Genomic DNA, 12,417 nt, shown 5'->3' with positions numbered 1-12,417 from the left:
CGCCGAATATCCCTACAGAACTCAAGTAATTACTTCCACGAACCGTAATAGCTCGGGCGACACTACTTGCCAATGAAAACGACCTGCCGTTGCTCCGGGCGCTGCCATTTAGACCAGCCGCCGTGGGAATGGGACGGTAAGCAGGCGTCACCAAGGAGAATCCAGACCATGAAGTTAGCCAACCTGGCCGTCGCCGCACGCATGCGCCTGCTCATCGTAATGATGATGCTCGGCCTGGTCGCCCTGTGCGCCGTCAGCCTGGGCAGCCTGCGTACGTCCATGATGGACGACCGCAAGGTGCAGACCAAGCACATGGTCGAGAGCGGCGCCAGCATCATCAAACACTTCCATGCGCTGGCCCAGGCCGGCACGCTGTCCGAGACGGACGCCAAGAAAGCCGCCACCGAAACCCTGCGCTCCGTGCGCTACGACGGCAACAACTATCTGTTCATCGTCACCAGCACCAACCACTACATCCTGTTTCCCAACAAGCCCGAGATGGAAGGCCGCGACGCCAGCAGCCTGAAGGACACCAACGGCAAACTCATCATCCAGGACATCGTGAAGGCAGCCAACGCCGGCGGCGGGTTCGTGGACTACTGGTTCCCGAAACCCGGCGCGCAGGAATCCAGCCCGAAGGTTTCGTACGCCACCGGCTTCACCCCCTGGGGCTGGATCATCGGCACCGGCATCTACGTGGATGACGTGGACCGGGAGTTCCGCGCCATCGCCACGATCCTCGGCGGCATTTCGTTATTGCTGCTGGCGGTCCTCGGCCTTTTCGGCTGGCGCATCAGCGAGAGCGTGACCCGCCAGCTGGGCGGCGAGCCCCGGAGCGCCACCGCGGTGATGCAGCAGGCGGCCGACGGCAACCTCACCACCGATCTGGGCGAACCCCGTCAAGGCAGCATGCTCCACGCCCTGGCTGACATGATGCGCGCCCTGCGGCGGATGGTCGGCGAGATCAACGAAGGCGCCAACCAGTTGGTCAGCAACGCGGATCACATCTCGCGGGTCTCCACTCAGGTGGCCGATGCCGCCGAACGCCAGTCCGACGCCACGGCGGCCATGGCTGCGGCGATGGAGGAACTCACCGTCAGCTCCAGCCACATCTCGGCCAGCGCCCGCGAGACCGAACTCAATGCGCAGCAGTCGATGCGCCTCGCCGCCGAGGGCAGCACCCGCGTCGAGGAGGCCGTCACCGCAATCCGCAAGATGTCGGGGACGGTGATCGGCGCCTCGGACCGCATCCGCGCCCTTGAAGAGCGCATCGGCGAGGTGTCGTCGATCGCCAACGTGATCAAGGAGATCGCCGGCCAGACCAACCTGCTGGCGCTCAATGCCGCCATCGAGGCAGCCCGCGCCGGCGAGCAGGGCCGCGGCTTCGCGGTCGTGGCCGACGAAGTCCGCAAGCTGGCAGAACGCACCTCGTCCGCCACCACCGAGATCGAGCAGATGATCACCGGCATCCAGGGCGACACCGGCGAAGCAGTCCGCGCCATGAACGCCGCGCTGCCCGAAGTGGATCACGGCATCGCCCTGGCCACCGCGGCCACCGGCGCCCTGACGGCCATCGAGGCCGGCGCCCAGGAAGCCCTGGCCCGCGCCCACGAGATTGCCGACGCGACCCACGAACAGAGCGCCGCAAGCACGTCCATCGCCCAGCAGGTCGAGGAGATCTCGCACATGGTCGAAAACTCCTCGGCCAACATCCGCGGCGCGGCCGAAGCGGCGGTCAATCTCGAACGCATCGCGGGCGGGCTCAAGGATCAGATCGCCCGCTTCCGGGTCTGACGCCCCTCCCCCGCACGAAGCTAAACGCCTCGGCCCCGGCCGAGGCGTTTTTCCATCCCCACCACCAGCGCCGTCGCAAGCGCCGCAGCCCCGATTTCCAGCCACGCCATCGGACCGATCGGCGCCGAGGCAAACACGCGGTTCATCGCCGGCAGATAGGTGAACAGCGCCTGCAGCGCCACCATTGCGCCGATGCCACCCCAGAACCACGGGTTAGACCACCACCCGCAACACCAGAACGGCCCGCGCAGGTTGCGGCAGTTGAAGAGGTAGGCGATCTCGCCGGCCACGAAGACATTGACCGCCACCGTGCGCGCCTCTTCCAGTGACGCGCCAAGCCCACGCCAGCGCAGGAACAGCCCGAAGGAGGCGACCAGCAGCAGCACGCCCACCAGCACGATGCGGCGGATCAACACCGTGTCGAGGATGGCCGCACCCGGCGCCCGAGGCGGCCGGCCCATCACGTCCCGCTGGATCGGCTCGAAGGCCAGCGCCATCCCCAGCAGCACCGCGGTGGTCATGTTGATCCACAGGATCTGCAGCGGCGTGATCGGCAGGGTGACACCGGCCAGCACCGCAAAAAGGATCACCAACCCTTCGCCAAAGTTCGTGGGCAGCGTCCAGATGATGAATTTGACGAGGTTGTCGTAGACGCCCCGCCCTTCCTCGATGGCCGCCTCGATGGTGGCGAAGTTGTCGTCGGTGAGCACCATCGCGGCGGCGTCCTTGGCCACCTCGGTGCCGCCGGCGCCCATCGCCACGCCGATGTCGGCCGCCTTGAGGGCCGGCGCGTCATTCACCCCGTCGCCGGTCATCGCCACCACCTCGCCCCGCGCCTGCAGGGCCTGGACCAGCCGCAGCTTCTGCTCGGGCTCGACCCGGGCGAAGACGCTCACCTCGCCCACCGTCGCCTGCAGCGCCGCATCGTCCATGGCGGCGAGCTCGCGCCCGGTGACGGCCCGCGAGGTGGGGCCGGCGAGGCCGAGCTTGCGGGCGATGGCGAGGGCTGTCTCGGCGTGGTCGCCGGTGATCATCTTGACCGCCACCCCGGCCGCAGCGCAGGCCTGGATCGCCCGGAGCGCCGCCTGACGCGGTGGGTCGAGCATGGCCTGCAGGCCGACGAGGCACAGCCCGCCGGCCAGGGCGGATTCGTCCAGCCGTTCTCCGGCCACCTCGGCGCGGGCGAAGGCCAGCACCCGCAGGCCGTCGGACGCCAGCGCCCGGGCCTGGGCGTCGATGGCGTCCACGTCGATGGCCACGGGCTCGCCGTCCGGCCCGAGCTGGCTGGAACAGCGGGGCAGGATCGCCTCAAGTGCGCCCTTCACCAGCGCCACCGGCTGGCCGTCCAGGCGATGGAGGCTGGCCATGTACTGGCGCGCGGAGTCGAAGGCGATCTCGTCTACGCGCGGAGAATCGGCGCGCAGCTGCTGCTCGTCCAGCCCGGCCTTGCGGGCGGCCACCAGCAGCGCGGCTTCAGTGGGGTCGCCGGTGATCGTCCAGGCGCCGTCCTTCCGGGCCAGACCGGCGTCGTTGCACAGCACGCCGATCACCAGCAGGTCGCGGAGCGGTCCGGCGACGGCGGCGGGCTGGCCGTCCAGCGTCACCGCCCCCTCCGGCGCGTAGCCGTCACCGTCCACGGCAAACTGCTGGCCGCCGGCGACGAGGGCGCGGACGGTCATCTGGTTTTCGGTGAGGGTGCCGGTCTTGTCGGAGCAGATCACCGTGGTGCTGCCCAGGGTCTCGACCGCCGGAAGCCGGCGGATGATGGCCCGGCGCTTCGCCATCCGCGCCACGCCGATGGCCAGGGTGACGGTGATCGCCGCCGGCAGCCCTTCGGGGATCGCCCCGACGGCCAGCGCCACGGCGGCCATCAGCATGTCGAGGAGCGGCTCGCCGCGCAGGCTGCCCACCGCAAAACCAAGGGCGGCAAGGCCCAGGATGACCACCAGCAGGAAATTGGAGAAGCGCTCCATCGCCCGGGTAAGCGGCGTGACGAGGGTTTCGGTGGCGTCGAGCAGATCGGCGATGCGGCCGGTCTCGGTGGCGCGGCCGGTGGCCACCACCAGCCCGCCGGCCTGCCCGGCCACGACGAGGGTGCCGGCGTAGGCCATGTTGACCCGGTCGGCCAACACGCTGTCGGCGGCGATCGGGTCGGCGTGCTTGGCGACGGCGGTGGATTCGCCGGTGAGCGACGCCTCGGTGACCTGCAGCGCGCGGGCATCGAAGAGGCGCAGATCGGCCGGCACCTTGTCGCCGGCAGCCAGCCACACCACGTCGCCGGGCACCAGTTCGACGGCATCAATCCGGCGGCGGGTGGCGTCGCGCAGCACCGTCACGTCGCTGGCCACGCTGCGGGCCAGGGCGGCCAGGGCGTTCTCGGCGCGGCCTTCCTGGATGAAGCCGATCAGGGCATTGACCACGACGACGCCGAAGATCACGCCGGCGTCGGCCCATTCGCCGAGAAACGCGGCAGTGGCCCCGCTGACGATCAGGATGTAGATGAGGGGCTGGTGGAACTGCAGCGCCAGACGCAGGAGCGGACCGCGGCCGGCCTTGGCGTCGATGCGGTTGGGGCCGTGGCGGGCCAGGCGCTCGGCAGCGTCGCCTTCGGCGAGCCCCGTGTCGGCGCTCGAAGCCAGTTCAGTGAATGCCTCGTCGTGAGGACGGGCATGCCAGTCGGAGGGCGCGGAGGCGGTCATGGCACAGTGGCAGATTGAAGCGGTTTGCCTGGTCGGACCACAGCCCGGCCAGGCGGGTTCAACGGGGCGGCCGCTGCCGGGGGCCACCCCGCAAACCGTCAGGCGTCGACCTTGGGCAGCATCGACAGGGCCATTGCCAGCTCCTTCTCGTCGTAGGCCTGATCCACCAGCTTGCCGGAGAGGTAGTTGGTGTAGGAGGTCATGTCGAAGTGGCCGTGGCCGGACAGGCAGAACAGGATGGTCTCGCTCTTGCCCTCGGCCTTGCAGCGCAGGGCCTCCTCGATCGCACCGCGGATGGAGTGGGTGGATTCCGGCGCCGGCACGATGCCTTCGGCGCGGGCGAACATCACGCCCGCTTCAAAGCACGAGGTCTGGCCGTAGGACTGGGCTTCGATGAGGCCGAGCTCCATCACGTGGCTCACCAGCGGCGCCATGCCGTGGTAGCGCAGGCCACCGGCGTGCAGGCCCGGCGGGGTGAAGTCGCTGCCGAGGGTGTGCATCTTGACCAGCGGAGTGAGGTGCGCGGTGTCACCAAAATCGTAGGCGTACTTGCCGCGGGAAAGGGACGGACAGGCCGAGGGCTCGACCGCCACGATGCGGCGCTTCTTGGTGGTTTCGCCGCGCAGCTGCTGGCCCAGGAAGGGGAAGGCAATGCCGGCGAAGTTGGAGCCACCGCCGACACAGCTGATCACCACGTCCGGGTCGTCACCAGCCATCTCCATCTGCAGGATGGCTTCCTCGCCGACGATGGTCTGGTGCAGCAGCACGTGGTTGAGCACCGAGCCCAGCGCGTATTTGGTGTCGTCGTTCTTCGCGGCCACCTCGACGGCCTCGGAGATGGCGATGCCCAGGGAGCCGATGTGGTCCGGATGCTCGGCGAGCACCGCGCGGCCGTAGTCGGTCTCGGGCGACGGCGACGGGATGCAGCGGGCACCCCAGGTTTCCATCAGGGCGCGACGGTACGGCTTCTGGTCATACGACACGCGAACCTGGAAGACGGTCACATCCAGCCCGAACAGGCCGCCGGCGTAGGCCAGCGACGAACCCCACTGGCCGGCGCCGGTTTCGGTGGCGAGGCGCTTCACGCCTTCCTGGGCGTTGTACCAGGCCTGGGGCACGGCGGAGTTGGGCTTGTGGCTGCCGGCGGGCGACACGCCTTCGTACTTGAAGTAGATCTTGGCCGGCGTGCCGAGCAGCTTTTCGAGACGGCGGGCACGGAACAGCGGGCTGGGGCGCCACTGGCACAGCACGTCACGGACGGGCTCGGGGATGTCGATGTAGCGCTCGGTGGACATCTCCTGGGCGATGATCGCGTTCGGGAAGATCGGCGCCAGATCGGACGGGCCGAGGGGCTGGAGCGTCCCCGGGTGGAGCGGCGGCGGCAGCGGCACCGGCAGATCGGCGGCGATGTTGTACCAGGCCTTGGGCATGCGGGATTCGTCGAGCAGATACTTGATCTGGTCGCTCATGGTTTTCCTCCTGATCAGTCTTGGTTTTGTCGTATTTGCAAGGGGGCGGCCGACGCTCAGGCGGCCAGATCTTCCAGGGCGATGCCCCAGTGCTTCATCAGGTAGCGCAGCAGGGTCTGCTCGCCTTCGCTGACGGCACCGTCGGCCTTGGCGATGATGAGGATCGCCGACAAGGCGACCTTCTGCAGGTTCGGATCGACGATGTCGTCGGCCAACCGGGCCAGCCGGCGCTCTTCGAGGAGGAACACGCGTTCCTGCTCGGCCTCGGTGATGACGTCGCGACAGCAGTCGAGCAGCGCCTGGATGAGCACGTCCTGCTCGATGCCGACGAGGGAGACGGTGTCGTGGTGCTTGAGCCAGTCGATTTCCCGGTTGTCCAGCCGGCCATCGGCGAGAATCGCCATGGCGATCAGGCGTGCGAGCGCCTCGGGGCTGTTGGTCGGATAAGCGCGCATGGTTCGATGATCCTGTTCGATAAAGGGCGAAACGCGATCATACGCTCATACGCGCCAGCGCTCCCGCCACCGGAGGTTCAGGCCCGTCGGCGGCGCCCAGCGAGCACCGTCACGCCCAGAAACAGCAGCGCAATGCCAACCGCCGGACCGTTGCCCCAGCGGGCGTAGGGCGTCAGGCCCTGATAGCCGCGCACCGACACGTGCAGCGCCCCCGCCTCGAACGGCGGCAGCACCGCCTCGACGTGGCCGTCGGGCCTCACCAGCGCGGTCATCCCGGTGTTGGTGCTACGCAGCATGGGCCGACCGGTTTCCAACGCGCGCAGGCGGGCGATCTGCAGGTGCTGGGGTTGGGCGAAGGAATCGCCATACCACGCCAGGTTGGAGAGGTTGAGCATCAGCGTGGCCTCGGGCAGGCTGCGGATCAGCTCCTCGCCAAACACGTCCTCGTAGCAGATGTTGATCGCCACCTTCTGCCCGGCCAGGGCCAACGGCGGCTGACGCTCGGGGCCGCGTGTCTGGTCGGCCATCGGGATGTTGGCCAGATCGTAGAACCAGCGGAACATCGGCGGCGAGTATTCGCCAAACGGCACCAGGTGCTGCTTGGCGTAATGGCCCGAGGGCGACGCGCCGAGGCTGATCGCGGCGTTGAAGATATGGCCTTCCGCGTCGCGGGTGAAGGTGCCGAGGATCACGTCGCCACCGTGGCTGGCCGCGCTGCGGCCGACGGCCTCCAGGTAGCCCGGCGGCAGGTAGTCGATGAGGAGCGGAATGGTGGTTTCCGGCAGCACGACGATCTGCGCCGGGTTGTCGCGCACCATTGTCAGGTTGCGGTCGAGCCACTGCTGGAGCATCTCGGGCCGCCACTTGAGGCTCTGCTCGATGTTGGTCTGCAGCAGCGCCACCTTGACGGGCTCGCCCACCGGCGCCGTCCAGGCAATCTGGCGCAGCCCGGCGCCGCCGCCGATCACCAGCACCACGCCCAGCAGCGGCTGCCAGCGGCGTTCGGCCAGCGCGGCCATGGCCAGTGCAGATGCGAGCGCCACCAGCCCGCCGACGCCGAACACCCCCACCACCGGCGCAAAGCCGGCCAGCGGGCTGGGCGGCGTCTGGCTGTAACCCACGGCCAGCCACGGAAAGCCCGTGAAGATCCAGCAGCGCGTCCACTCGAAAATCAGCCAGCACGCGGCAAAGAGCGCCGCATCGGGCACCGCCCTGCCCCGCCGCAGGCCGCCGCAGGCCGCACCGGCCAGACCGGCGAAGAAACCCACCAGCGCGCAGAAGAGCAGGATCGCCAGCGCCGCCAGCGGCACCGGCATGCCACCGAAGCGATGGAGCGCCACGTAAAGCCAGGAAACACCGCCGAGCATCGCCCCGAGACCCCAGGCAAAGCCGACCGCAAAGCCGGCCCGCGCGCGACGGCTCGGCGAGGCCGTCAGCAGCCCGGCGGGCGCGCCCGGCCCGAGCAGCCAGAACAGCACGCCCAGCGCGATGAAGACAACGGGGAACAATCCGACCGGCGCATAGGCGAGCACCGAAGCCCCTCCGGCCAGGAGGGCCCCGACAAGCCGCAGCCAGCCCATCAGCCGCCGACCGTGTCGGCGTCCGGCAGGCGCTCGACCAACAGGGAGTGAATGCGCCGGCTGTCGGCGCGCAGCACCTGAAAGCGCAGGCCTTCGAGCTCGACGACCTCGTTGCGCTTGGGCAGACGGCCGAGCTTGCGGATCAGCAGGCCGCCGACGGTGTCGTACTCGCTGTCGCTGAACTCGCAGCCGAAGGCTTCGTTGAAATCCTCGATCTCGGTGCCGGCCTTGACCCGGTAGCGACCGGCCTGGTCGATGCGGATGTTGTCGGCGGTCTCGTCGAAGTCGTATTCGTCCTCGATGTCGCCGACGATCTGTTCGAGCACGTCCTCGATGGTGACGAGCCCGGCCACGCCGCCGTACTCATCCACCACGATGGCCATGTGGTTGCGGCTGACGCGGAAATCCCGCAGCAGCACGTTGAGTCGCTTCGATTCGGGGACGAACACCGCGGGGCGGAGCATCTCGCGGAGGTTGAAGGATTCGCCGGCAAAGACCCGCAGCAGATCCTTGGCGAGCAGCACGCCGAGCACGTCGTCCTTGCCTTCGCCGACGACGGGGAAGCGGGAGTGGGCGGCACCGATGGCAAAGCGGGTGATGTCCTCGACGGAGTCGGCAAGATTGACGACATCCATCTGCGCGCGGGGAATCATCACGTCGCGCACCTGCATCTCGGACACCTGGAGCGCACCTTCGATGATCGCCAAGGCGTCCGCATCGAACAGGTTGCGGTCGTGGGCGGCGTGCAGAAGGTGCAGAAGTTCTTCGCGGTCTTCCGGCTCCCGGGTCAGGAGGGCGGAAAGCCGTTCTAGCAAGGACGGTTTACTACTGGAGGGTTCCATAAAAGGGGTTGATGAGAAATGGGCGATGGGCGATGAATCGGGGTTCCGACCCATCGCCCATGGCGCATTGCTCATCCCACCAGATCATCGTTCTCCCGCGTACGGGTCGGGATATCCCAGCCCGGCGAGGATCTCGCGCTCCCGCGCTTCCATCTCCTCGGCCTCGGCGTCCTCGATGTGGTCGAAGCCCTGCAAATGCAGCATACCATGCACGGATAAGTGGGCGTAATGGGCGTCCAGCGCCTTGCCCTGCTCCGCCGCCTCGCGCTCGACCACCTGCCGGCACAGCACCAGATCGCCCATCAGCGGCAGGCCTTCGGGCAGCGGCATGTCCTCGCCTTCATCATAGGCAAAGGTGAGCACGTTGGTGGCGTAATCCTTGCCGCGGTAATCGCGGTTGAGTTCGCGGCCTTCGTCTTCATCCACGATGCGCACGGTGATGCGCGCCGCGCCGGGTTCGGCCGCGCGCAGCCAGCGGCGAAAATCGATGCGGGAGGGTACGCCCTCGCGGTTACAGGCGTATTGCACCGAAAGGTCGAGTCGGCGGGGCAGCTTGGGTTGGGTCATTGCTGGGTCTGCTGTTGCTGGTTGCGCTGGGAATGCTTTTCGTAGGCGTCGACGATGCGGGCGACGAGGGGGTGACGCACCACGTCTTCTTTCAGGAAGTGGGTGAAAGCCACGCCACGCACATCGGCGAGCACCTGGACCGCCTCGCCAAGGCCGCTCTTCTGGCCGCGGGGAAGATCCACCTGGGTGAGATCACCGGTGATGACCGCCCTCGATCCGATGCCGATGCGGGTGAGGAACATCTTCATCTGCTCGGGCGAGGTGTTCTGGGCTTCATCCAGGATGATGAAGGCCCGCGACAAGGTGCGCCCGCGCATGAAGGCCAGCGGCGCGATCTCGATGCACCCGCGCTCGAAGAGCTTGGTGACGCGATCGAAGCCCATCAGATCGTAGAGCGCGTCGTAGAGCGGGCGCAGATAAGGATCTACCTTCTGGGCCAGATCGCCGGGCAGGAAGCCCAGCCGCTCACCCGCCTCGACCGCCGGACGGGTGAGGACGATGCGCTCCACGTGCTCCCGCTCGAACGCATCCACCGCGCTCGCCACCGCAAGATAAGTCTTGCCGGTGCCGGCCGGGCCGACGCCGAAGGTGATGTCGTGCTCCTGGATCTGCCGGATGTAATCCACCTGACGCGGCGTACGGCCGTGCAGCTCGCTCTTGCGGGTGAGCAGGGTCGGCGCCGGCGGGTTGGCCTGGGACAGATTGGCCAGCTCGATGAGGCCGAGCTGGATGTCATCCACTGACAGCGGCGCGTCGGATCTATCGTAAAAATGCCGCAGCGCGCGCGCCGCCGTGTGGGTCTGCGGCGACTCGCCATGCAGCGTGAAACGCTCGCCCCGGCGGGCGATCGTCACGTCGTAGGCGGTTTCGATCTGGCGGATGTTCTCGTCGAGCGCCCCGCACAGGTTGGCGAGGCGCAGGTTGTCGAGGGGATGCAGCGTGATTTCGGTTGGCTTCATCAGGTACATGCTGCCAGACCAGCGCCCGGCGGGAAAGTGGCTGTCACGATCGGATCGTCATCCGGCCGCTCAATCCTTCACGACGATCTCGCCGCGCAACGAATGCGGCAGCGCCGAGGTGATCGTCACATCGACGAAATTGCCCACCAGACGCGGGTTGCCGGCGAAGTTGACCACGCGATTGTTGTCGGTCCGGCCGGCGAGCTCGTTGGGATCCTTCTTCGACGGGCCTTCGACCAGAATGCGCTGGACGCTGCCAACCATGCTGGCGCTGATCTCGGCCGCGTGCTCCTCGATGCGCTTCTGCAGGCGCGCAAGGCGGGCAAGCTTGACGTCGGCCGGCGTGTCGTCCGGCAGATCCGAAGCCGGCGTACCAGGGCGCGCGCTGTAGACAAAGCTGAAGGACGTATCGAACTTGAGATCGTCGATCAGCTTCATCGTCGCCTCGAAATCGGCCTCGGTCTCGCCCGGGAAGCCGATGATGAAATCGGACGACAGGGAAATATCCGGCCGTGCAGCGCGCAGCCGGCGCACCAGCGACTTGTATTCCAGCACCGTGTAGCCGCGCTTCATCGCCGCCAGCACGCGATCCGAACCGGCCTGAACCGGCAGATGCAGGTGCGACACCAGCTTGGGCAGCTTGGCGTAGGCATCGACGACCCGCTGGGTCATCTCGCGTGGATGCGAGGTGGTGTAACGGAGGCGCTCGATGCCCGGGATGTCATGCACGCATTCGAGCAGGAAGGCAAAGTCGGCCATCTCGCCACCGTCACCATCCACCGGCGCACGCCAGGCGTTCACGTTCTGGCCGAGGAGCGTCACCTCCTTCACGCCCTGGGCCGCCAGCCCGGCCACTTCGGCCAGCACGTCGGCCAGCGGACGATAGACCTCATCGCCACGGGTGTAAGGCACGATGCAGAAGGTGCAATACTTGGAGCAGCCCTCCATGATCGACACGAAGGCGCTCGCCCCTTCCACCCTCGCCGGCGGCAGGTTGTCGAACTTCTCGATCTCGGGGAAGGAGATATCCACCTGCGAACGGCCCGACGACTTGCGCTCGGCGATCAGTTTGGGCAAGCGATGCAGAGTCTGCGGCCCGAACACCAGATCCACATACGGCGCCCGAGCGACAATCGCCTCGCCCTCCTGGCTCGCCACGCAACCACCCACGCCGATGATCAGGTTGGGATTCTTCTGCTTGAGGTGCTTGACCCGACCGAGATCGTGAAACACCTTCTCCTGCGCCTTCTCGCGCACCGAGCAGGTGTTGAAGAGGATCACATCCGCCTCTTCAGGGTTATCGGTCTTCTCAAGCCCATCGGCAGCTCCGAGCACATCCGCCATCTTGTCCGAGTCGTACTCGTTCATCTGACAGCCGAAGGTACGGATATAAAGCTTCTTCATTTTTTGTTGACCGAGGTGCTCTAAAACTCTATTATAGCGGGCTCAGGTTGGTGATGTAGCTCAGATGGTTAGAGCGACGGATTCATAACCCGTAGGTCGGCGGTTCGACTCCGCCCATCACCACCACAGAACACTAAGCCGCTGAATCGCAAGGTTCAGCGGCTTTTTTGCGTTTTGACCACGCCTCGGCAACCGGGGTAGCTGCGATACCCGCGTGATGAGATGGAGCGCAAAACGGAGTCATCGCGCGACTTGACCTGTCTATAACTCCACAGCTTACGATTCCGCCGTCAACAATTTTCTTCGAAGACGGAGCATCCAGTCATGGTCAATATTTCTGAGTTCGCTTCAAGCCTCGGGCTATCGCGATCCACGCTGCTCTATTACGAAAAGCTGGGGCTGCTTAAAGGCGACCGTCAGCTCAACAGCTATCGGCGCTACGACGAAGGTAAGCCCCCGGCGATCCCCTCTTGACCGTGTCTCAGGCTGACTCCGGCCTCCACCGATGCGGCAGCAACTCCCCGATCCGACTCTGCGGCTGAGTCGGCAGGCGGGTGAGGACGTCCTTCAGATAGGCGAAGGGCTCGTGGCCATTCAGGCGCGCGGACTGGATCAGGCTCATGATCGCGGCCGCCCGTTTGCCAGCGC

Annotated in this window: 11 protein-coding genes and 1 tRNA gene; 3 read left to right on the top strand and 9 right to left on the bottom strand. The window is 66.9% G+C overall.

Annotated elements, in window-relative coordinates:
- Positions 1–168: 168 nt before the first annotated feature.
- A complete protein-coding gene (locus tag Q0672_RS21645) occupies positions 169–1,794 on the top strand; it encodes a methyl-accepting chemotaxis protein (RefSeq protein WP_298625814.1) in 1,626 nt (541 codons plus the stop codon).
- Positions 1,795–1,814: 20 nt separating this feature from the next.
- Here Q0672_RS21645 and Q0672_RS21640 read toward each other — a convergent pair whose 3' ends face one another.
- The 8 genes from Q0672_RS21640 to miaB all read right to left on the bottom strand — a co-directional run bounded on the left by Q0672_RS21640 (position 1,815) and on the right by miaB (position 11,769).
- Positions 1,815–4,493, bottom strand: coding sequence for a cation-transporting P-type ATPase (locus Q0672_RS21640; RefSeq protein WP_298625812.1), 2,679 nt, complete (start codon positions 4,491–4,493; stop codon positions 1,815–1,817).
- Positions 4,494–4,591: 98 nt separating this feature from the next.
- A complete protein-coding gene (locus tag Q0672_RS21635; protein ID WP_298625809.1) occupies positions 4,592–5,962 on the bottom strand; it encodes a TrpB-like pyridoxal phosphate-dependent enzyme in 1,371 nt (456 codons plus the stop codon).
- A gap of 56 nt (positions 5,963–6,018) precedes the next feature.
- Positions 6,019–6,417, bottom strand: a complete 399-nt coding sequence (locus tag Q0672_RS21630; protein WP_298625806.1) for a hypothetical protein — start codon at positions 6,415–6,417, stop codon at positions 6,019–6,021.
- A 77-nt stretch (positions 6,418–6,494) separates the two neighbouring features.
- Positions 6,495–7,997, bottom strand: coding sequence for an apolipoprotein N-acyltransferase (gene lnt, locus Q0672_RS21625; protein WP_298625803.1), 1,503 nt, complete (start codon positions 7,995–7,997; stop codon positions 6,495–6,497).
- Positions 7,997–8,839, bottom strand: a complete 843-nt coding sequence (locus Q0672_RS21620; protein WP_298625800.1) for an HlyC/CorC family transporter — start codon at positions 8,837–8,839, stop codon at positions 7,997–7,999. The genes lnt and Q0672_RS21620 overlap by 1 nt, the downstream gene beginning before the upstream one ends.
- 84 nt (positions 8,840–8,923) lie before the next feature.
- Entirely contained in the window at positions 8,924–9,406 is a 483-nt protein-coding gene (ybeY, locus tag Q0672_RS21615) for an rRNA maturation RNase YbeY (protein ID WP_298625797.1), read from the bottom strand.
- Positions 9,403–10,365, bottom strand: coding sequence for a PhoH family protein (locus tag Q0672_RS21610; protein WP_298625795.1), 963 nt, complete (start codon positions 10,363–10,365; stop codon positions 9,403–9,405). The genes ybeY and Q0672_RS21610 overlap by 4 nt, the downstream gene beginning before the upstream one ends.
- Before the next feature lie 69 nt (positions 10,366–10,434).
- On the bottom strand, positions 10,435–11,769 hold the full coding sequence (gene miaB / locus Q0672_RS21605) for a tRNA (N6-isopentenyl adenosine(37)-C2)-methylthiotransferase MiaB (RefSeq protein ID WP_298625792.1): 1,335 nt from the start codon (positions 11,767–11,769) through the stop codon (positions 10,435–10,437).
- 49 nt (positions 11,770–11,818) lie between these two features.
- On the opposite strand from miaB, the gene Q0672_RS21600 reads away from it, so the two are divergent.
- Together Q0672_RS21600 and Q0672_RS21595 are read left to right on the top strand one after the other, a co-directional pair.
- Positions 11,819–11,895 (top strand) — tRNA-Met (locus tag Q0672_RS21600).
- A 198-nt stretch (positions 11,896–12,093) separates the two neighbouring features.
- On the top strand, positions 12,094–12,243 hold the full coding sequence (locus tag Q0672_RS21595) for a MerR family DNA-binding transcriptional regulator (protein WP_153162467.1): 150 nt from the start codon (positions 12,094–12,096) through the stop codon (positions 12,241–12,243).
- Positions 12,244–12,250: 7 nt separating this feature from the next.
- Here Q0672_RS21595 and Q0672_RS21590 read toward each other — a convergent pair.
- A partial coding sequence (locus Q0672_RS21590; RefSeq protein ID WP_298625861.1) for a transposase domain-containing protein occupies positions 12,251–12,417 on the bottom strand: 167 nt, incomplete at its 5' end.

The sequence above is a fragment of the uncultured Zoogloea sp. genome, assembly GCF_937894855.1.
GTDB classification, from domain to species: domain Bacteria; phylum Pseudomonadota; class Gammaproteobacteria; order Burkholderiales; family Rhodocyclaceae; genus Zoogloea; species Zoogloea oryzae.
The sequence above is the reverse complement of the archived record's forward strand: the minus strand, read 5'-3'. Positions and strand labels throughout refer to the sequence as shown.